Here is a 20,100-nt window from a genome sequence, read left to right on the forward strand (position 1 = left end):
AACCGCTCCTATGATCGGAGGTCTGACTCCCGGGGAAACCTTTCGGGCCAATGCTCCGAAATGATTCGAATCAACTTAGAAACGCTGACCGGTTTTATCAAAACGTGATTCGCCTTCGCGCCCAGGGATTTCGAGTGAAAGATGTCGGCGGTTGCCACGATCACCACCGAATTTTTCCATGTCTCACGAGCGCGAATCAGGTCGAGGATGTCCAGCCCGGAGGCGTATGGCATGTGGATGTCAAGAAGAACAAGGTCCGGGGCGGGACTTTCCAGTCGTTTGATGAAATTTCCGCCTGTCGCATCGATTTCGACGGTAAAGCCTGCTCGATTCAATACAGTTTGAAAAACGGTGCCGATGACCGGATCATCTTCCAGGATGAGGGCTGTTGCTTCATTCATCGATCCGATTCGCTCCGGGCATGGATCGGAAGATAGACCGAGAAGGTGCTGCCAACACCGATCTGGCTTTCCACGGTGATTCGGCCGCCCATCAAATCGACCAACTGCTTTGTGATGGAAAGCCCAAGACCCGTGCCACGGCCGCTAAATTTTTGTTGTGAACTGACCTGCCGAAATGGCTCGAAGATATATTCGTGCGCGTTTTCTGGAATGCCGATCCCCGTATCCGAAACCTTCATTGCCCAGTTTTCATTATCGACGGCTAAAAACTGCACGTTGACCCCTCCGGTGGGCGTGAACTTGATGGCATTACCGATCAGGTTCACAAGAATTTGGTGGAGCCTGTATTCATCACCCATCAACCTGATGGGCAGTTTTGGATCGATGGAAATGGTCAGGTCCAGCCCCTTTTTCTGCGCCAGCATTTGCATGCTTGACTTGACATCCCTCAGGAGATTTCGGGGCGAGAACCGGGCGATATTGATCTTGATCGTTTTTGCTTCGATCTGGGCTTCGTCAAGGAGCTCATTGACGAGTTTGGACAGATAATTTGTGCCTTCGACAATACTGGAAACCGCCTTTTTTTGTTGCTCCGTCAGATTACCAAAGGTGTTGATTTGCATGAGTTCTGCATAACCCAATATCCCGCCGAGAGGGGTGCGGAGTTCATGGCTGATCTTTGCCAACAACTGGCTCTTTAGGCGGCTGGCTTCCAATGCCTCATCGCGGGCAAGCGCGAGTGCGCTCTGTGCGCGCTTTAAATCGGTGATATCACGCGCCACAGCCTGAAACCCAATGATCTGGCCTCCTTCGCGAATGATCTGGACGTTCTGTCCCAACCAAAGTTCGCTCCCATTCGAAGTGACAGCGGCAAACTCATAATAAGTTGTTGTCTCACCTGCCAGGAATTGCCGGTTATAGTACCTCTTTAGATCGCGGCGTTGGTGTGGCGCCGCCAGATCCAGATAATGCCTGCCAAGCACTTCCGCCTCCGATTTGAAACCCATCAGTCGTAGTGCGACCGGGTTGGCGTAGGTGAAACAGCCGTTCGCATCGGTGCGGTATATGATGTCGCTGGCCGATTCGACCATTTGCTGGTAAAGCGCGCGGCTTTCCGATAATTGAGTCTCAGCCAGAACACGGGGTGTGATATCTGTGACGGTGATTGCGCGCCCGACGATCGCGTTTCGCCGGTCGTGCAGGGGGGAAAGCCGGAGTTCGTACCATTTTCTCTCCCCGCCTTCACCGATGCATATTTCGTCTGTTGCCTCCATCACCCTGCTGTATTTCTGAATCAGATCGGGCCAGGGTGTCAGTAGTTCTCCGGCGTTCTTGCCCAGCGTTTCCACATCTGTTTTGCCGATAAACCTGAGTCCGGCGGGATTGATGTCCACGATTCGATTCCTCAGGTCCAGCACGATCATTCCCGAAGACATCTCGTCGATGACCGTTGCGCGCGCAATCGGGGAAAGGTCGACCAGTTGGAAACCGAATATGCCCCATGTGAACGCGACGACGGTGATGGTAAAAGCGAAGGGAGTGAGATCGAGGCTCGGGATGGGGCTTACGCCGGAGAGGTACAGCGCGTTCCCGATCCACGGGGCTGATACTGCCAGGAGCAATATGGCTGCCTGCCGGCGGTAGATTCCCGTCATCCGCCCAACTGAACGGACGACGATCGCCGTGCCGACCAAGAGAAGGATATAGGAATAGGCGGTGTGTACCCAAAACCAAAAGCCATAACTAACGCTCAATGCTGAAAACGAACCTGTCCTTGCGAGCCCGATCTCCCGCCAAACCAATCCATGAGACTCGGTCGTCAGCACCAGTCCGAAGGTGATCAAAGGAATTATGGACAATGGGATGATGGTGCCAAGGGTGAGCCATTTTGCCCTGTTGGCATGATGAAAGGCAAACCCGACCCACATGAGCGGGACAAGTACGATGCCAAGATATTGGAACTTGCCCCAGAATAGTTTGGTGGCGAGGTCCGCCCCGGCAATTTCCAGCGCATACCCAAGCGACCATTCCGCAACCGCAGCTGCCAACAAGGTAAGGGCAAGCGCCCCCGTATTGGCACGCCGCGACCACGAATAGACCGCCACCCATCCTGAGATGAGGGTTGCGAGAATCAGGGGGATGATATAAGGCGTGTATTGGAATTGCATGGCACTCTGCAGAATTGCGGTTGGTGGGTTTCCCGGCTTCAGATGAGAATTTGATTAATCATTAAATTCCATTATAAAGGTTATGAAATCATGGCAACATGACGATTTGGATATTTTGGGGTGACTTTGCTCTTAATTCTTCAATATCCAAGAGTCTTCGTTTTGCCGGTCGTATTATGTTTTTACCGCGATTTGTGGCCTGTTGAAAAAAACGGAACTGATTTGTAATAGAATGAAGATGGTGGTTCGACAAAAAACAAAGGAGTCTCAAAATGCCCAGGCATCATCTTGAAGTTCATTATGCCGATCGGATCGGCTGGCTGCGCGCCGGTGTATTGGGCGCTAACGATGGGATCGTTTCAACTGCGAGTTTGGTGGTGGGAGTTGCTGCAGCAAGCGCAGTCCGTGGGGATGTTCTTTTGGCGGGAATTGCTGGTTTGGTGGCCGGCGCAATGTCCATGGCGGCGGGGGAGTATGTGTCGGTCAGTTCGCAGGCGGATACTGAAAAAGCCGACCTGGCGCGCGAGAAAAAGGAATTGGAAACAGATGATGTCACTGAACGCCGCGAACTCGTCAATATTTACATCCAGCGCGGACTTGAACCCGCCCTTGCCAAAAAGGTTGCAGACCAGCTCATGGCAAAGGATGCGTTAATGGCGCATGCCCGCGACGAACTTGGTCTAAATGAAATCCACACAGCGCAGCCGATTCAAGCAGCGCTTGCTTCGGCGTTATCGTTCGCTGTCGGAGCGATTTTGCCATTGTTGGCGGTTATGGTTGCTCCCGTTCAATGGATGATCCCGATCGTGGTGGCAAGTTCACTTTTGTTTCTGGCGGTGATGGGTGTAATTGCGGCAAAACTGGGCGGAGCCAATATGTGGGTGGGCGCGCTTCGCGTCGCTTTTTGGGGGTTGCTTGCCATGCTGGCTACTTTCCTGGTTGGCAAGTTGTTTGGGACCGCAGTTGTATAGGGATTTTCTTCAGAATCAAACATGACTCACCCCGAAATTAAGGTTTCGCGGGTGAGTTCTTTTTTAAGAACAAATGTGACGCTGATAAACGCTGAAAACGCGGATTTATAATACCTTTTCCGCGTAAATCTGCGCTCGTCCGCGTCCCAAATTAAATTCGGGGTTAATTATGTTTCATGGATTGCTCATCAACTCGTCCACTGCGTTGACCAGATCTCTTAAGTTTCCCACCTTCAACACGTTATTGCACAGCGGGGCGTATTTCATCATATCGCTGTCGCCGTTCCACATGTAATCCGGTTCGGGATTCAGCCAGATCGTTCGTGTGGCGCGGCGCGTCATTGTGGAGAAAATATCGAGGCGCGGATCGTTGTAATTGTTCCGCCCGTCGCCCACGATCAGCAGGGTTGTGCCGCTGTTGAGCGTGTCCATGTATCCGTTTTGGAAGTCGTTGAGCGACCAGCCGAGGTCGGTGTTGTAATGTCCGCTGGGCATGCGCCATAGAACCGAGGCAATTGCCTCGTCTGCGTTCGAGCCGGTAAAGTCTTCAGAGATCGATTCGAGATGGTCGATGAAGGCAAAGGCATGGGTCTTGCGGACCTGCCCTTGCAGGGCAAAAAGAAAACTCAGCATCAACTCCGAGCAAAAACGCATCGATGTGCTCACATCGCAAATGACCACGATCTTCGGTTTCTTGATGCGGTCTTTGTGCCTGATTTCCATCGGCACGCCGTGGTATTTCAAGTTCGCGCGGATCGTGGCTTTCGGGTCCATTTGACCGGACTTCATCCGCTTTTGGCGCAGGGCGATTCTCGTCCGCAGAGCGGCGGCGAGGCGTTTCACTTCACGTTGCAAAAGTTTTTTATCCGCATCCGAAAGCGCATGGAACGGGCGGTTCATCAAGGCATCGATATTCTCTCCGCGCGGGCGTTCGCTCATGTTCTCGGCGATCCGCTGACCTGCAAACTGGCGGATCTGTTCCTGCATCGCCGCCAGGTTTTGTTGAACCATCTGGCGGATCTGGTCGATCCGTTCGCGGTTCATGCCCATCTGCTGGAGTTGTTCCATCAACTCGCGCAGCGCCTTTTGGACTTCAGGAAACGCCAGTGCCTTCATCATGCGCTGCGCCATCCAGTTTTGATATTGAAGGCTGTCCGCCTGGTTCAATCCGACCAATTGCGCCAGCGCTTCCAGTTCAGACTTTGTGAGTGGCTCGCCGTTCATCAGCCTGTCCATACGCTGACGGAGTTGTTCTGTGTATTGCTTCATCGCCTCCGCCCACATCTGCGCTTCCTCCGGCGTCATATCGTCTGATGGATTGCCGCCCATCGTCGGCGGAGTCCCCGAGCCGAAGAATAGCGGAAAGAATTTATCGAAAACGGGCAGGTCCTTTACATCTTTGATCAACGTTGCCCGCAGCGACAAACGGAACGATTCGCGATCCTGAATCCCCATCAAATCCACAGCCGAAAACGCTTCGGCTGATTCTGCCAGCGAGACGCGCACGCCGCTGGCGCGCAGGGCGGAGATCAATTGAAGGATGCGGGATTCCATAATCTACCGACCACTTAATTTCCGGAAAACTTAGCCAGATCGTCCATGGACGGACGTTGTTTTGGCTGAGGCGGATTCAACATCTGCCGTTTGGCTTTCTGCAGGTCCGCTTCATGTTTAAGCAGGACCGATAGCGTATCTTCCAGAATATCTTTATCCAACTGCGAGGCGTTCAAGGCTACGAGCGCATTCGCCCAATCCAGTGTCTCGCTGATGGATGGGGATTTGCGCATGTCTGCCTTGCGGAGTCGCTGCACGAATTCGACCGCTTGCTGCGCCAGTTTTGGATTCAGGTCCGGCACTTTAAGATGCACAACGGCGAGTTCCTCCTGCAAGGTCGGGTAATCGATGAAGAGATATAAACAACGCCGCTTCAACGCCTCTGAAAGTTCGCGGGTGTTGTTGGAGGTCAACACGACAAAAGGCTTGTGCTTTGCGGCAAGCGTCCCCAACTCCGGTACGGAGACTTGGAAGTCGCTTAACACTTCGAGCAGAAAGGCTTCGAACTCGGCATCGGCGCGGTCGATCTCGTCGATCAACAAGACTGTCGACTTTTCGCTCAGGATCGCTTTCAATAACGGGCGCATCAGCAGAAATCGCTCGGAGAAAAAAACATCCTCTTCCTTCGCGAGCCTGTCCGCCGCCTCGGTCAGTGATTCGGCTTTGCCGAGGGTGTCGTTCAATTTGTCGCGCAATAACTGCGTGTAAAGCAATTGCTTGGAATATTCCCATTCGTACAAGGCTTTCGATTCATCCAAGCCTTCGTAGCACTGCAGGCGGATCAACTCGCGGCTTGTCGCAGAAGCAATGGCTTTGGCAAGTTCGGTCTTGCCAACACCTGCGGGACCTTCGGCGAGCAGCGGTTTGCCCAGTCTCTGCGCGAGATACACAATCGTCGCAATTTCATCTGACGCGATATATTTTTGTTTGTTCAGTTCGGTCTTTACGGTCTTCGCAGATTCAAAAATGTCAGTCATGGGTCTCCCAAATCGGTTTCAACGAGTCGATCCGTTCCCAGCCTTCCCCGTGCTTTACATGTTCGACTTCGATGTTCGTAAAATACTCATCCAACACGGCGGCGCGTTCCTGCGCCAGCGGCGGCACGCAGTAATCCTCCTCCTCCCAGGTGGCGACGCCGTCCGAATGCCAGCGCGCGTTATCCAGTCCGGTTTGAAGCGCGTTCCCGAATGGACGCATGGCATTTATCTCCCCCGTATCCAGCCATTTCCTCAAACTCTTCAATTTTGATGCGATGGGTTTTGCAGTGACAAGATAATATGCCATCTGCTCCTCCTTCCGATGGAACGATTATAAACGGATGTTGAAATATTCGAGCAGGATCAGCTCGAACTCACTCTCGGAACTTAGTTCCCTCTCATTCTTCACACCGTTCTCCGTGACGATGAAACGCAGGTTGCTCAATGTAAGCCTGCCATTCGGGGTTGCGCGCGAGCAGACTCTTTTTTGAGTAAAGCTCGATTCGGGCGAAATTTGATGGTACAGGCACATGTTCTCGTACTCCTCCATCCGGCGGGGGATCAAGGTAAAGCGATATTGCGCCTGCATGGATGGATTTTCATCGCGGTCGTTTTGCTCGAACAGGATCAGCGCCTCGCCCTCCGCCTTGATTTGATACGACATCCCGTTCTGTGTTTGTTCGCCCCGGTCGTTGATCCGCAGCGGGGTTTGGAACGAATCCCCGAAGCCGACATCCACAAGATAATCTTCATCGAGATGGACCATCAAAGTCATGTGATCGAATTCCGGACCGAAGCCGCCGCTCTCGCGCGAGACTCCCGCCGAAAGCATCGTCACATCGAAACCCAGCGAACGCAACAACCAGTCGAACATCCCGTTGAGTTCATAACAGAAACCACCGCGATTGCGCCCAACTATCTTATGATACAACCATTCTTCGTCCAACCGGATCGGCTCCTTGTAATAGACACTAAAATTCTCGAACGGAACCGCCCGCATGTGCGCGGTCTGCAAATGAGACAGGGTCTGCAAGTCCGGCGTCAGCGCACCGTGATAATCGATCCTCTCCAGATATTTTTGAATGTTCATGTTTTGAGGCCGAGGTTTCGATAAACAGATAGATTCGCTTCAAGCTCTTTTTCAGGCGTGAATCTTTCCAGAATGGATTCTCTCGCCCTCCTGCCAAGCCCTGCTCGATGATCGGGGTCCTGCTGCAGTTCGAGAATCCTTCCCGCAAGCATTTCTGGGTCATTGAGGTTGACGAAGATCCCGTTATTTCCATCTTGAATCACATCCAGCGCGCCGCCGACTGGCGTTGTAATGACCGGGATTTCACAAGCCATCGCTTCGAGTAAAGCGTTCGGCATCCCGTCGCGCAGGGACGGATGAACGAACACATCCAACAGTGAATAATAGGCGGGCAGGTCTTTGTGGGAAACCTGACCCGTGACAGTGATTGACAATCGGGGATTGGATGCTTGGAACTCGTCGAAGGTCTTTTTATCCTCCCCTTCGCGGACTTCGCCTGCGATGAGCAGGGAAACGGGTTGTTTCATTGCTGCTTGTGCGAAACCGTTTAATAGCGCAGTCATTCCCTTCTTTTCACGCAATTCGCCAACAAAACCAACCACGTTCCGCTTTCCACTTTCCAGATTTCTTTCTTCTTTCGGCTTTCTTTCATTCAACCCAATCGCCTCCGCCAGCGCATCATTTCTCTCCATCGGCTTGAACCTCTCCGTATCGATCCCGTTAGGAATGACATGGATCTCCCTGTCGATGAACGCTTTTGCCTTTTTCGCCAGGACGCTTGCATTTGTCGTTACCGCACTCGCATGTTGCAGGGCGTACATCACGTGAGAAAACTTGGACGGGTCAAAGGCGGCGCGTTCGATGTCGTTTCCACGGATGGATACAACACTTGGAACGTCAAGATATTTCCCCGCATATGCGCCGATAAATCCCGCCATCGGGAGGAAATAGGCATGGATCGCATCGAACGGTCCTCGCTTGTGTTCTTCAAGGATGAGTTCGAACCAGTCGACCAGGGTATCCTCCACGCGCTTGTGCGCGCCGAAACGCGTGACGTAAACCCCGTTTGAGTGTTGGGTCTGCTTGATGGACGGAGGCAGGCTCGAGGTTGGAGAAATGAGGCGCACATCGTGTCCCGCGGCGGATAACAAATCCCCCAATCGTCCTGCTGAGATTGCGAGACCGCCGATGTCGGGTGTATACTTTTCGGAAAGCAAGGCAATTTTCATATCTTACTCAGAGGCGTTATGGCGAATCAATGTGAAATGGTGATCGGTTATCTCGTCCCGCATCGCTGCGAGAATCCCGCGTTGGGTAGCTGCGCGAGATGCGGGCGCGGATACTGCGACGAGCATACAAGCGCGACGAAAGAGGGACGAGTGTGCCTGGCCTGTCAACAGGGACTCGATATGCCGGTCGCTTTGCCGATTGCCGCCGCCACATTCACCGCCGCCGATCTGACCACATTCGGTCGTTCCAGCACATGGGACGATGACGACAGCGGGGATATGTTCTCGGATTTGAGTTGAGTTTTACCGTAGGGGCGATGCATGCATCGCCCCTTAATTAATATGGTCCGATCAACTCCCAGATCTTTTTGTTCTCATCGATAAAATCATCACAGCGCTGGCAGGGCTTTAGCGCGGGCGGATGCATCTTCAATCGGACCTGGCGATAAGCTGCATTATCCCAGATTTCATTGAAGGATTGGTTGATGATATTTCCCAATGGGGGAATCTTTTCGCGAGTCATGCAACAGACGTAAACATTGCCGTTGAAATCGATGAGCGTATGTGTCCACGGGGCATAGCAGGGATGTTCGTTGTAATAACCGAAGGCGTATCGTCCCGCGCGTCCCAGGCGGACCTCGGACTCGTCCCTGCCAAATGGAAACGCATCCTCGTCCGAAACGATCAACCCCAGTTCGAGCGCGCGAGAGGCGATCTTCGGCGCGATCTCTTCATTGAAGAGCGCAATGTCCTTTTTACGCATCGATAATATTTCGCCGCAGTGATCGTCAACTGGAATTAAGTTGATCCCGTCTGCGCCGAGTTCGTGGGCAAGGTCCGGGAGCGTGGCAAGGGTATCGTAATTGGTGCGACTGACCACAGTATTGATCCGGATCGTCAACTTGCCTTTGTATTTATACCGGCGGAAGAGTTCCACGGCTTTAAGCGTGGCTTTGTAGGAACCTTCAACCCCGCGGATTTTTTCGTGCGTTTTGCGAATGGGGGAGTCGATGGAAATATTCACCCCGCGCAAACCACCTTCGACGAGGCGTTTTGCATTTTCCTTCGTCACCAGCGTGCCGTTGGTTGTCATGGTGACTTTGATCCCCAGCGATGATGCCAGTTCCACAAAGTCAGGGATATGCGGTCGGAGCATCGGCTCGCCGCCGGAGATGTGGAGCTTCTTTGTGCCCATCCCCGCCAATTCGCTGATGACTTCCTTCAGTCTCTCCGCGCTGACCGGCGGCTCGCGCGTATCGCGCCAGTGGTTGCACATCTCGCATTTGAGGTTGCACCCGTAAAATACTTTGAACTTGACGTACAACGGTTTGAACGGGCGCGCGTTCATGACCGCGCCTATGAATTCCTCTTTTTCGTTCGAGATGGTCTCGGGGCTGTACATAACGATAAGATATTCAATTGTATCACCCGCCAAGCCATATCAAACTGAGGGAGCGAAGCGAACGAAAAATCTCTCTGTAAAGCAGCGCTGACCTTTTGCGGAGTTTAACCTGATTTTTTTCGTGGGGCTCAGCGTGACGTATTTCTATTCATAACTTTAATTCAAGCTTTATCTTGATTTCATCCCCTTCTTTGAGATCCTCCGCTTTTTGCACGCTCATGCGGATGGGAACGAGATAGCGTCCATCCTTTGGGAAAAGGGAAGTCGTCCACACCGTTTTGCCGACCCGCACCGTGACCGGAATCACTCCCCAACCATACGTCACAAGTCTTGAGACGGACTTGATCTCGGCGCTTTGTTCATCCGGCACAGGGACGAAGAGATACGGAGCCGGTCCGCGCCAGTGGAAGATCTTTCCTTTGAACTCGATGACCATTGATTCAGTATATCAAATCTACTACCGGGCAGATGGTGACGGTGTAGTAGATTTCCTGTAATTTATTACCCTGCTCGAGGCGGCCTCCCCGCCGCCGGGAACTGTGGCGTGAGCACTTATGAAAGAGGCGTAATGAATACAGTACAATCTGCCCGTACTTGACGAACCCACGCTTGACACTTGACACTTGAAACTTGGACCTGAAACTTCAAATGCGCCTCAAAGCTGACCTGACCCTCCTCCTCATCTCCGTAATCTGGGGCTCCGCCTTCGTTGCTCAACGCATGGCGGGACTGGCGGGGGGCGTGTACATCTTCAATGGCTTGCGTTATTTGCTTGCGGGATTGGTCGTCTTCCTTTTTGCGTATCGCTCTTTTCGAAATGCGAATGCGACCTACATACCCCGTGATCAATTCAAATGGATGTTCATCGCCGGGTTCTTCCTTTTCGTCGCGAGCGCGCTCCAGCAGGCAGGGATGCAATACACCACCGCAGGCAACGCCGGTTTTATCACAAGCCTGTACGTCGTGCTGATTCCCATCATCCTTTTCTTTTTCTGGGGCGAGCGACCGCACTGGCTTTTCATCATCGCGGTGATCCTTGCGATGGCAGGGGCGTTTTTTCTCTCCACTGGCGGCAAATTCGATGCAATTCAATTCGGCGATCTGCTCGAACTCATCGGCGCCCTATTCTGGGCGTTCCACGTCATCATCCTCGGTAAATACGCTTTGAAATTTGAATCCGTCTCCTTTTCGGTGGGGCAGTTGGGGGTCTGCGGATCGCTGAATCTGGTCGTTGGTCTAGCCGTCGAGCCGATGCCCGTCTTCGAATCGAACCTTCTTTTTGCCATCGCCTACACCGCCTTCCTTTCGCTTGGGTTGTGTTACACGCTTCAGATCTGGGCGCAGAAGCATACCCCGCCCGCCGATGCGGCATTGATCCTCGGGCTTGAATCCGTTTTTGCCGTTCTTTCGGGCTGGCTCTTCCTGAATGAACGCCTGACCGGCGTACAAATTCTTGGCTGTGTCATGATTTTTGCCGCAGTCATCCTCTCTCAATTCAAGGAATGGACATCAGGTACAATAGACACAGATCATTTGGTGGAGGGTCGATGACCGCAAAAGTTATTCTCAACCCGTATTCGAACCGTTGGAATTCACAAGCCCGCTGGCCCCAAGCCGAAGCCGCCCTCAAAGCCGCCGGTGTGGGCTTTGAAGTCGTTGTTTCTGAAAAGAAAGGCGCAGTCATCGCTCTTGCCGAAGGAGCCGCCCGCGATGGCTTTTCTCCCATCATCGCCGCAGGCGGCGACGGCACCATTGGTGAAGTCGTTAACGGCATGGCGCGTGCCGCAGGTTCGTTGGATAAACCGCTTGGTCCGCTTGGGATCATGCCACTTGGTTCCGCCAACGATTTGGTTGTCAACCTTGGTCTGCCCAAAGATTTGACCGAAGCCGCAAAAGTCATCACCGCAGGTAAAACTGATCTCATCGACGTCTGCAAATGCAACGATCGATTTTTCGTCAATAACTCCGCCGCGGGCCTCGAACCGTACGTCACCACCAAGCAGGAAAAAATTCACTCGGTCAAGGGCATCGGAAGATATCTGATTGCCGCTGTGCAGGGCATCATGGATCAACCCGAATGGCATGTCAAAATGGAATGGGATGGCGGCTCGTTCAATGGACCTCTGTCCCTGGTCTCTGTCGGCAACACACGCCTCACCGGCGGCGTATTCTACATGTCGCCTCATGCCGATCCGCGCGATGGCAAACTCACCTTTAGTTATGGCCACCGCGATACACGGCTCGGCTTGTTTCAGGCTCTGCCACGCACCATGAAACCCGATAAAGGTTCCTTCATCGAAATGGAAGGCATGTACGAAGTCCACTGCACCCGGCTCGCCATCGAATTGGATAAACCCTCTCCCGCCCACACCGACGGCGAACTTTTCCCTGAATGGCTGACATCGCTAAAATACGAGATATTTCCCAAACGCCTCCAAATCCTCCTTCCCTGATCATCAACCCCGCAACCCAATGACTACACTTGACCTCTCCTTCCATCCGCTCACGCAAAAACTATGGCGCGATTTCGAATTGCTCTTTGGCGAGAACGGCGCCTGCGGCGGCTGTTGGTGCATGCATTGGAAACTGCGCGGCAAGGCATTCAGCGAAAACAAAGGCGAGGGCAACAGGCAAATGCAAAAGTCCGTGGTCGATGCGAAGATCGTCCCCGGCTTGCTGGCATACCTGGAGGGTTATCCCATCGGCTGGGTGGCGATCGAGCCGCGGGGGCAATATCCAAAACTTGCTTTTTCGCGTGTCCTCAAACCGATCGACGATCAGGAGGTCTGGTCGGTCACTTGTTTGTTCGTCGATAAAAAACATCGCAAGATGGGGGTGGCGGTCGAATTGTTGAAAGCCGCTGTGGATTATGCAAAAGATAGCGGGGCAAGGATCGTCGAAGGATATCCCGTCGAAACGAAAGGGGATGCGCCTCCCGTTTTTATTTTTACAGGAACGGCTTCTGCGTTCAAGCAGGCGGGATTCGTGGAAGCGGCAAGACCGGGTCCCACCCGCCCGATCTACCGATATAATATTTCCTCTCCCAGTGGGAGAGGGTCAGGGTGAGGGATGAATTTTCAGCCCCCATCCAGATCGCTGACCACGCGCGATTATCTTTTCATTGCCGTTGTTACCATTTTCATTATCGCTGTTTCTGCCGGGCTTGTTTATGCAAACCTCTCGCTGCCAAAAGGCGGCGGCGATTTTTTGCGTCACTGGGTCGGCGCGCGCGCGTTTCTCTTCGAGCGCATCGATCCGTACACGTTGTACGTCCCGAATATCGTGCAGGGTCTGGTGTATGGGGATTCCGCCGGGGCGGGCGATGAGCCCTTTATTTTGGATACGCCGTTCCACCTTCTTCTTCTTTATTTCCCTTTTTCGCTTCTTTCGGACCCGATGACCGCCCGGGCGATATATGCCTTGATCCTCGAATGGGCTTTGTTGGCACTTGCCATCCTCAGCCTGCGTCTCGCGGATTGGGAGGCGCCGCGCTGGTTCTCGGTGTTGTTCATTCTCTTTTGTTTCGTTAACTTTTTCGCCTTTCAGGCGATTCTCGAAGCAAGTCCGGTCATCCTGCTCGCCCTGATCTATGCCGGAATCATCCTTGCCATGCGGAATGAACAGGACGAACTTGCAGGTGCGCTGATCGCCCTCTCGGTCTATTATTGGGAGGCGGGCTTGCCGTTCCTGCTGTTGATATCGTGGCGTTCTTACAAGGAAGGACGGGCGCGGGTGCTTGCGGGTTTTGGGATGATATCCGTTGTTTTACTCGCCATCTCATTACTCCTGTATCCCGGTTGGATTCTTCCCGCCTTGCGCGCCGGGATGAACAATTTCCGCGCAGATTATGGCTTTTCGATCTTCACTGTTCTTCGTCATGTGTTGCCGGGATATGGAAATCTTCCCGCCTGGGTGTTCGTCGTCCTTCTCTTCGTTCTTCTTGGCTACGAGTGGAACAAGACGCTCAACGGCGATTCGCGCCGCCTGTACTGGGTCACCTGCCTGACTCTCGCGGCGACTCCTTTGCTCGGTTTTCGCACCGGGATGGACAATCTTGCCGTGCTGGTCGTTCCGCTCGCGCTGGTCTTTGCCGTCATCCATGACCGATGGAAAGGCGTCGGATCTTTCTTGAACTTTCTCTTCATCGTTTTGATCTTTACCGCACCATGGGCTCTTTACCTGTTTGCCCTGCCGCGTTATGGCGTGCAGGCGCACCAACTGCTGTTTCTTTTCCTGCCTGTTTTCACCGTGCTTGGTTTATACTGGATTCGCTGGTGGGCGATTCGTCCGCCACGCGTCTGGGCAGATGCGGTGAATCGAAAAACGTAATCCTATTCACCATTCACTACCCCCCAACCCCAACATGACCCGCCGAGCCTATATCATCCCTTTTATCCTTGCGTTGATTCTCCAAATCGCCGTCAGCCGTCTTCAAGCCGTGCCCGGCTATCTCGATGCGGATTATTACTATTCTGGCGGTTTGCAATTGGCAAAGGGGCAGGGCTTTAACGAGCCGTACCTTTGGAATTATCTCGACGACCCTGAGGGCATTCCGCATCCTTCGCATGGATATTGGTTTCCTTTGGCATCCATCGTTTCCGCTCTCGGGATGTGGTTGACCGGTCATGCCAATTACGAATCGGGGCGGATATTTTTTATTTTGCTTGCTTCGTTGGTCCCGCCTCTCACGGCCGCGTTATCTTATCGCTTCTTTCAGAACACAGCCTTCGCCTGGACCTCCGGTCTGCTTGCGGTCTTCCCCGTCTTCCATCTACCATTCCTGCCTGTGCCCGATAACTATGGGATCTTCATGATCGCCGGTGGTTTGATGTTCCTCATCGCGGACCGGCCGCGCCCGTGGTTTTGGATGGGTCTGTTTGCCGGGTTCATGTCACTTGCGCGCAGCGACGGGCTGCTCTGGCTGGCATTGACCTTTTTATTCATCCTCTGGCGGGTACGGGATGAAAAACTCGGCTTCGTTTCCTTCATTCAATTCTGCGTCATTGCATTTTCAGGTTTCATTCTCATCATGGGTCCCTGGTACATCAGAAATCTAAACGCCTTCGGTTCGATCATGTCCCCCGCCGGGAGCCGCGCCTTATGGCTGACCACTTATGAAGAAACCTTTATCTATCCCGCCTCGAAATTAACGATCGATTCCTGGCTGGCGAGCGGCTGGAAGTCGATTCTTGAAATCCGCTGGTGGTCGTTCACCACGAATATCCAATCGGTGATCGCGGCGCAGGGACATCTCATTTTGTTTCCGTTCATCGTGATCGGCATGGCGAAAATGCGCAAAGACCGGCGCGTGCAGTTGGCTTTCACCGCATGGATGATCCTTTTCTTTGTTATGTCTTTCATCTTTCCGTTCGCGGGCGCGCGTGGGAGTTTCTTCCACGCGGGTGCGGCGCTTCAGCCTCTGCTTTGGACTCTCGCTCCATTCGGACTCGAGCATGCTGTTGCCTGGGCAAGGAAAATGAATCGCTTCAACGACCATGCTTACGTTGTGTTTCGAGTCGCCTTGGTCCAGATCGTGGTCATGCTCTCCGCCTGGGTCGTCTGGGTACGCGTTATTCAGGAGGGTTGGGATGAAGGTGAATTATCCTATCCGGCTGTCGAGAGATTTCTTATCGAACATGGCGCGCAGCCTGGGGATTCCATTGTAGTCTTGAATTCGCCCGGCTATTTCATCATGACGGAACGCCCGGCTTTCTCCCAGCCATATGGCGATGTGAACACGTTGCTCTCACTGGCAGATCGTTACGACATTCGATACTTTGCATTCGAACCGCGCGGCAGGCTCGAACTCTTGCGTGACCTGTACGATAATCCGGGGAATTACGACCAACTTATTTATTTGGGTGAAGTGAATGAAATCCGCATTTTCCAATTTCCTTAAATTGCTTTCGAAGCGCGATCTGGCCGTTCTCGGCGTTGCAGCTGTGCTGGTAGGCTTGATCTATTTGGGCGCCTGCGCGTTGGTTTACAAGATCGGCTTTCCACTCGACGACTCATGGATCCATTTGACCTTTGCGCGCAACCTTGCCGAACACGGCGAATGGTCGTTTCGACCCGGCACTCCATCCGCAGGTTCCACATCCCCGCTTTGGTCGGCGCTGCTCGCCATCGGTTTTTTCATTGGTCTTGAGCCATACATCTGGCCTTATATTCTGGGTCTGCTCACTCTTTGGGCTATGGGGGTCTTGAGCGAGGCAACGGCGCGGCGCTTGCTTTCAAATTACGCGCCTCAGATCCCCTGGGTTGGATTGTTCATGATTTTAGAATGGCACCTCGTTTGGGCGGCCATGTCCGGGATGGAAACCCTGCTTCATGCTTTGATCGCAACTGGGGTCTTATCCGCCTTGAAACTGAATTCGCGCCGCTATCTCCCCCTTGGCTTGCTTGCCGGGATCAGCGTTTGGGTCCGCCCCGACGGTTTGACTCTGCTCGGTCCGCTAGCGTTGATGGTTATCATTAAAGAAGGAGAAACGCCCTCCCGCTTGCGCGGACTAATGCGGATCCTCATCGGTTTCGGTTCCATATTTTTGTTTTATCTCCTCTTCAACCTGTTGATCGGCGATACGCCCATGCCGAATACTTTTTACGCGAAGCAGGCGGAATATGCAGCCTGGCAGGAAAGGACCATATTCGAACGTCTTGGAGATCTTTCCCTGCAATTGTTTGCCGGTCCCTTCTTCCTGGTTTCGGTTGGCGCGATCGTGTGGGTGGTTAGATCGTTTCGCGAGCGTTCCTGGGGAAGCCTGCTCGCCCTTGCATGGTCGCTTGGCTACATGTTCATTTATATTCTGCGCCTGCCTGTTTACCAGCACGGGCGCTACGTCATGCCTGCCATGCCGGTCCTGTTCCTCATGGGATTGTTCGCTGTTATCGAATTTTCAGGGTCCAAAACCTTCGGGCGTTATCAATGGTTTGTGAAAACGCTCTGGCAGTCCGGCATCGCGGCGATGAGCATTTTGTTCATCTTTCTCGGCGCGTATACCTATGCCCGCGATGTCGCCCTCATCGAACAGGAGATGGTCGTTACGGCAAAGTGGGCGGCGGCAAATCTACCGTCGGATGCTGTGGTGGCGGCTCACGACATCGGCGCGCTCGGTTATTTTGACGAACATCCTTTGATCGACCTTGCCGGGTTGATCTCGCCGGAGGTCGTTCCCTTCATTCGAGATGAAGCGCGTTTGACGGAATTCCTCAATGAGCGAGATGCGGATTACCTGATCGACTTTTCCAACTTGTACGAGAACATGGTGCAGGGGAAAGAGGCGGTCTTTGTGGCGGGAGGACCCATGACGCAGGACGAAGGTGTCGCTCCCATGACAATTTACCGTTGGAAATGAGATAATCGGTTAAAATATGCCCATTAATATTGGAAAGCGAACAAATCAAAAGGAAATGAGAGATTGGGCCTGACATGAATCAGATCACCCTGCTAGTTGTCGACGACCACCCGCTTTTTCGCCAGGGCGTGGTGGATGCGCTGTCCCTGGAATCGGATATGAGGATCATTGCCCAGTCTGCGTCTGGTGATGATGCGCTGGAATTGATCCGAACCAAAAAACCGAATGTCGCGGTACTGGATGTGAATCTCCCGGGAATGAACGGCCAGCAGATCACGCACCAGGTCTCGCAGGATAAGGTCGGCACGCGCATCATTTTAATGACCGGTTACGACGACGTGGAGCAGGCGATCCATGCCGCGCTTGCGGGAGCGCATGGATATTGCTCGAAGGATATCGAACCTCAAAATCTTTCACGCATCATCCGCGAAGTGGCTGAAGGGAAGTACGTCTTCGCCAATAACGTCTTCACCCGCCGCGAATTGGAACTGTGGGTGGAGGAAAGCATGGAAGGCGCGCGTCGTTCCTATAGCGAACCCGGAGCACCTTTCCATCCATTGTCAGACCGCGAAATGGAAGTCCTTGGTTGTGTTGTGCGCGGCATGAGCAATAAAGAGATTGCATCGCTTTTGGGCATCAGCCACCAGACCGTCAAGAACCATGTCACTGCCATCCTGCGCAAGTTCGGCGTGGAGGATCGCACGCAGGCGGTTGTGTACGCGTTGAAACGCGGCTGGGTCACCCTGCGCGATACGGATATCCGCCCCTAGGAGAATTTCATGCCCGACGAGACTGTCGATTACAGAAGCGAATTGGATGAGACCCAGCGCGCCCTGCGCGAAGTCACGCTGATGATGGAACAAAGCCAGGGGGAACTTTCCAAACTCGCCCAAAGGAATACAGCGATCACATCGCATTTACAACAGATTGTAAAACAGGGTGGTGCGGTGGAAGATATAAAAATGGCGTATGATTCGGCATTGGATGCCCAGCAGAGGCTGTTGGTGATGCGGGGACAGTTGGAAAAATTACAAAATGATAAATCTCACCTTGAGAAGTACAAAGCGGTTTTGGAGGAGATAATGAACCGGAACAGCGGGGATGTGAACTCCGCCGGTTCTTCCAAGGAACAAATGAGCGGCATCGAAATGATCGTCAATGCGCAGGAAGCCGAGCGCCAGCGCTTGTCGCGGCAGATGCATGACGGTCCCGCCCAGGCGCTCTCGAATTTTATCCTTCAAACCGAGATCGCCATGCGCCTGCTGGATGTAGACTCTTCGCAGGCAAAGGCAGAACTGGCGAATTTGAAAACCTCGGCGATGAGCACATTTCAAAAGGTGAGAGGCTACATATTCGAATTGCGGCCGATGATGCTGGACGATCTCGGTCTGGTTCCCACCCTTCGGAAATACGCGGACGCGTTCAAGGAACAGTCAGGCATGGACGTAAGTGTCACCGTATCCGGTAACGAACGCCGCCTCGAGCCGTATCTGGAAGTAATGATTTTCCGGGCGGTTCAGGAGCTTCTTGGGAATGCGGCGCGTCACAGCCAGGCCACCCTGGTAAAAGTCCATCTCGACCTTGGGAACGATTATCTGCGGGTTACTGTCGATGACAATGGGCGGGGTTTCGACCCGGAAGTATTGAAAGAATCCGGCAACCTTGGGTTGAAGTTGATTCGGGAGCGTTCTGAGATGTTGGGTGGGAAATTTGAGGTGGATAGTTCAGTCGGCTCGGGAACCAAGATTTCCTTTACGGTCCAGGCAAGAATCTAGACCCATCTGGTTAACAATCTTGTAAGGAGCTCGGCGTATCGACTGTCGCCGACCCCTCCAAACATGCATTTGATATTTTTCCTGTATAATTGAAATGTTATAAAGTTGCGGAAATAAATCGCAGCTAGTCGAGAGGAGATACGTATGCGTCGCGCTCGTACACTGATCTTGGTGCTTTTGATCGTCATCATCGCCCTCGTGGTCGGTTTCGTGGCATTGCGCCAATTCCTGGCGCCCCCGCCCACCGAACAGCCCACGTATGTGGATATATATTATGCAGCTCAGAACATTCCACAAGGAGGCAAGATCACCGAAGATGTGCTTGGTACGTTGAGCATCCCGCAGGAACGAGTGGTATCGGTCATGTTCACCCGTGACGAGCTGCCGTTTCTTGTGGATAAGACAGCCAGATTGCCTCTCGACCAGGGTGTTGTCATCACGGAACCCATGGTTGGCGATTCTTCCGAGGTCGCGATCTCCGGACCTGATTGGGCGTCCGTCATCCCGCCGGGCATGACCGCCATGTCTGTTCCCATCGACCGCCTTGGAACATCCGGCTATGCGGTAAATAGCGGAGCGCATGTCAACGTCAATGTCTGCCTCCTTTTTGTGGATGTCGACCCAGCCTACCAGACAATTCTACCGAATCTGACCGCAATTCTCACCGGGACCGGCTTGGGCGGCATTCTTCAAGGTGCAGATGCCCAGGGCTTTACAACCCAGGGACTGCCCATCCTTTCCTTGGGTGTTGTCTCATCAGGCGCTGCTCAGGGTCGTTTGGAATTAGATCCATCGGTCCAACAACCCTATTATTTGATTCCGTCCGAAGCTCAGCGCCCGCGAACAGTGTGTCAGACTCTTCTGCAGGATGTGGTTGTGCTGCGCCTGGGTGATTTCCCTCTTGTGGAATCCGCCGCCACGGCTGACCAGCAACCCGCAGACCCCAATGCCGAACAACCCGCGCCTGTTACTCCCGACCTCGTAACCCTGGTCGTCACTCCACAGGATTCAGTGACGCTTTCCTACCTGATCTATACAAACGCAAAGCTCTCCCTTACTTTGCGGAACCCGTCCGATCAGACCCGGCTCGCAACAGAGGCGTCCACCCTTCAATTCTTATTAAGTCAATATAACATCCCGGTTCCCGCAAAACTTCCCTACGCGTTGCACCCCGCTCTGACCGTGCTTGTGTCACCGGCGTTACCGAATGATGCGCCTCCGCCTGAGGAATAAAAGGA

At 53.3% G+C, this 20,100-nt stretch carries 20 protein-coding genes; 11 read left to right on the forward strand and 9 right to left on the reverse strand.

Annotation, left to right across the window (positions count from 1 at the left end; genetic code table 11):
* Window positions 1–8: 8 nt before the first annotated feature.
* The gene (locus tag HS100_14685) at window positions 9–401 is read right to left on the reverse strand and encodes a response regulator (protein ID MBE7435158.1); all 393 of its coding nucleotides are present in this window, start codon (window positions 399–401) and stop codon (window positions 9–11) included.
* Complete coding sequence (locus tag HS100_14690) at window positions 398–2,569, reverse strand: PAS domain S-box protein (protein ID MBE7435159.1); 2,172 nt, start codon at window positions 2,567–2,569, stop codon at window positions 398–400. The genes HS100_14685 and HS100_14690 overlap by 4 nt, the downstream gene beginning before the upstream one ends.
* A gap of 272 nt (window positions 2,570–2,841) precedes the next feature.
* On the opposite strand from HS100_14690, the gene HS100_14695 reads away from it, so the two are divergent.
* Window positions 2,842–3,540 carry a VIT family protein gene (locus HS100_14695; protein ID MBE7435160.1) on the forward strand — a complete coding sequence of 233 codons (699 nt, stop codon included), beginning with the start codon at window positions 2,842–2,844 and terminating at the stop codon, window positions 3,538–3,540.
* A gap of 174 nt (window positions 3,541–3,714) precedes the next feature.
* Here the strand turns inward: HS100_14695 and HS100_14700 are convergent, their stop codons facing one another.
* The 5 genes from HS100_14700 to HS100_14720 are packed head-to-tail and all read right to left on the reverse strand — an operon-like array spanning window position 3,715 to window position 8,330.
* Window positions 3,715–5,082, reverse strand: a complete 1,368-nt coding sequence (locus HS100_14700) for a VWA domain-containing protein (GenBank protein MBE7435161.1) — start codon at window positions 5,080–5,082, stop codon at window positions 3,715–3,717.
* Window positions 5,083–5,108: 26 nt separating this feature from the next.
* Complete coding sequence (locus tag HS100_14705) at window positions 5,109–6,071, reverse strand: MoxR family ATPase (protein ID MBE7435162.1); 963 nt, start codon at window positions 6,069–6,071, stop codon at window positions 5,109–5,111.
* Window positions 6,064–6,378 (reverse strand): hypothetical protein, encoded by a 315-nt coding sequence (locus HS100_14710; protein MBE7435163.1) that lies wholly within the window; start codon window positions 6,376–6,378, stop codon window positions 6,064–6,066. Before HS100_14710 ends, HS100_14705 begins: the two co-directional genes overlap by 8 nt.
* A gap of 24 nt (window positions 6,379–6,402) precedes the next feature.
* Window positions 6,403–7,161: an arylamine N-acetyltransferase gene (locus tag HS100_14715; protein MBE7435164.1), complete on the reverse strand. Its 759-nt coding sequence runs from the start codon at window positions 7,159–7,161 to the stop codon at window positions 6,403–6,405.
* Entirely contained in the window at window positions 7,158–8,330 is a 1,173-nt protein-coding gene (locus HS100_14720; GenBank protein MBE7435165.1) for a glycosyltransferase family 4 protein, read from the reverse strand. The genes HS100_14715 and HS100_14720 overlap by 4 nt, the downstream gene beginning before the upstream one ends.
* A gap of 18 nt (window positions 8,331–8,348) precedes the next feature.
* On the opposite strand from HS100_14720, the gene HS100_14725 reads away from it, so the two are divergent.
* Window positions 8,349–8,630 (forward strand): hypothetical protein, encoded by a 282-nt coding sequence (locus HS100_14725; protein MBE7435166.1) that lies wholly within the window; start codon window positions 8,349–8,351, stop codon window positions 8,628–8,630.
* Window positions 8,631–8,667: 37 nt separating this feature from the next.
* Here HS100_14725 and HS100_14730 read toward each other — a convergent pair whose 3' ends face one another.
* Both HS100_14730 and HS100_14735 read right to left on the reverse strand, forming a co-directional pair.
* Window positions 8,668–9,765: a radical SAM protein gene (locus tag HS100_14730; GenBank protein ID MBE7435167.1), complete on the reverse strand. Its 1,098-nt coding sequence runs from the start codon at window positions 9,763–9,765 to the stop codon at window positions 8,668–8,670.
* 115 nt (window positions 9,766–9,880) lie between these two features.
* Window positions 9,881–10,168, reverse strand: coding sequence for a DUF1905 domain-containing protein (locus HS100_14735; GenBank protein ID MBE7435168.1), 288 nt, complete (start codon window positions 10,166–10,168; stop codon window positions 9,881–9,883).
* A gap of 212 nt (window positions 10,169–10,380) precedes the next feature.
* On the opposite strand from HS100_14735, the gene HS100_14740 reads away from it, so the two are divergent.
* The 9 genes from HS100_14740 (at window position 10,381) to HS100_14780 (ending at window position 20,095) form a co-directional block, all read left to right on the forward strand.
* Window positions 10,381–11,283, forward strand: coding sequence for a DMT family transporter (locus HS100_14740; protein ID MBE7435169.1), 903 nt, complete (start codon window positions 10,381–10,383; stop codon window positions 11,281–11,283).
* Window positions 11,280–12,185, forward strand: a complete 906-nt coding sequence (locus tag HS100_14745) for a diacylglycerol kinase family lipid kinase (GenBank protein MBE7435170.1) — start codon at window positions 11,280–11,282, stop codon at window positions 12,183–12,185. Before HS100_14740 ends, HS100_14745 begins: the two co-directional genes overlap by 4 nt.
* Window positions 12,186–12,204: 19 nt before the next feature.
* Window positions 12,205–12,798, forward strand: a complete 594-nt coding sequence (locus HS100_14750; protein MBE7435171.1) for a GNAT family N-acetyltransferase — start codon at window positions 12,205–12,207, stop codon at window positions 12,796–12,798.
* 3 nt (window positions 12,799–12,801) lie between these two features.
* Window positions 12,802–14,061, forward strand: a complete 1,260-nt coding sequence (locus tag HS100_14755; protein MBE7435172.1) for a hypothetical protein — start codon at window positions 12,802–12,804, stop codon at window positions 14,059–14,061.
* 34 nt (window positions 14,062–14,095) lie between these two features.
* Entirely contained in the window at window positions 14,096–15,631 is a 1,536-nt protein-coding gene (locus tag HS100_14760; protein MBE7435173.1) for a hypothetical protein, read from the forward strand.
* Window positions 15,603–17,087, forward strand: a complete 1,485-nt coding sequence (locus HS100_14765) for a hypothetical protein (protein ID MBE7435174.1) — start codon at window positions 15,603–15,605, stop codon at window positions 17,085–17,087. The genes HS100_14760 and HS100_14765 overlap by 29 nt, the downstream gene beginning before the upstream one ends.
* 74 nt (window positions 17,088–17,161) lie before the next feature.
* Window positions 17,162–17,857, forward strand: coding sequence for a response regulator transcription factor (locus HS100_14770; protein MBE7435175.1), 696 nt, complete (start codon window positions 17,162–17,164; stop codon window positions 17,855–17,857).
* Between the two features lie 9 nt (window positions 17,858–17,866).
* The gene (locus HS100_14775) at window positions 17,867–18,862 is read left to right on the forward strand and encodes an ATP-binding protein (protein ID MBE7435176.1); all 996 of its coding nucleotides are present in this window, start codon (window positions 17,867–17,869) and stop codon (window positions 18,860–18,862) included.
* 144 nt (window positions 18,863–19,006) lie between these two features.
* On the forward strand, window positions 19,007–20,095 hold the full coding sequence (locus tag HS100_14780) for a hypothetical protein (protein ID MBE7435177.1): 1,089 nt from the start codon (window positions 19,007–19,009) through the stop codon (window positions 20,093–20,095).
* Window positions 20,096–20,100: the final 5 nt, after the last annotated feature.

It is taken from the genome of Anaerolineales bacterium (genome assembly GCA_015075725.1).
Lineage (GTDB): Bacteria > Chloroflexota > Anaerolineae > Anaerolineales > Villigracilaceae > Villigracilis.

Bases quoted from the DNA above. Each gene is read 5' to 3' on its own strand.
- HS100_14705 (MBE7435162.1), bottom strand. From the start codon at position 6,071: ATGACTGACATTTTTGAATCTGCGAAGACCGTAAAGACCGAACTGAAC.
- HS100_14745 (MBE7435170.1), top strand. From the start codon at position 11,280: ATGACCGCAAAAGTTATTCTCAACCCGTATTCGAACCGTTGGAATTCA.
- HS100_14770 (MBE7435175.1), top strand. From the start codon at position 17,162: ATGAATCAGATCACCCTGCTAGTTGTCGACGACCACCCGCTTTTTCGC.
- HS100_14690 (MBE7435159.1), bottom strand. From the start codon at position 2,569: ATGCAATTCCAATACACGCCTTATATCATCCCCCTGATTCTCGCAACC.
- HS100_14780 (MBE7435177.1), top strand. From the start codon at position 19,007: ATGCGTCGCGCTCGTACACTGATCTTGGTGCTTTTGATCGTCATCATC.
- HS100_14755 (MBE7435172.1), top strand. From the start codon at position 12,802: ATGAATTTTCAGCCCCCATCCAGATCGCTGACCACGCGCGATTATCTT.
- HS100_14760 (MBE7435173.1), top strand. From the start codon at position 14,096: ATGACCCGCCGAGCCTATATCATCCCTTTTATCCTTGCGTTGATTCTC.
- HS100_14685 (MBE7435158.1), bottom strand. From the start codon at position 401: ATGAATGAAGCAACAGCCCTCATCCTGGAAGATGATCCGGTCATCGGC.
- HS100_14750 (MBE7435171.1), top strand. From the start codon at position 12,205: ATGACTACACTTGACCTCTCCTTCCATCCGCTCACGCAAAAACTATGG.
- HS100_14740 (MBE7435169.1), top strand. From the start codon at position 10,381: ATGCGCCTCAAAGCTGACCTGACCCTCCTCCTCATCTCCGTAATCTGG.
- HS100_14775 (MBE7435176.1), top strand. From the start codon at position 17,867: ATGCCCGACGAGACTGTCGATTACAGAAGCGAATTGGATGAGACCCAG.
- HS100_14725 (MBE7435166.1), top strand. From the start codon at position 8,349: ATGGCGAATCAATGTGAAATGGTGATCGGTTATCTCGTCCCGCATCGC.
- HS100_14695 (MBE7435160.1), top strand. From the start codon at position 2,842: ATGCCCAGGCATCATCTTGAAGTTCATTATGCCGATCGGATCGGCTGG.
- HS100_14765 (MBE7435174.1), top strand. From the start codon at position 15,603: ATGAAATCCGCATTTTCCAATTTCCTTAAATTGCTTTCGAAGCGCGAT.
- HS100_14710 (MBE7435163.1), bottom strand. From the start codon at position 6,378: ATGGCATATTATCTTGTCACTGCAAAACCCATCGCATCAAAATTGAAG.
- HS100_14735 (MBE7435168.1), bottom strand. From the start codon at position 10,168: ATGGTCATCGAGTTCAAAGGAAAGATCTTCCACTGGCGCGGACCGGCT.
- HS100_14720 (MBE7435165.1), bottom strand. From the start codon at position 8,330: ATGAAAATTGCCTTGCTTTCCGAAAAGTATACACCCGACATCGGCGGT.
- HS100_14715 (MBE7435164.1), bottom strand. From the start codon at position 7,161: ATGAACATTCAAAAATATCTGGAGAGGATCGATTATCACGGTGCGCTG.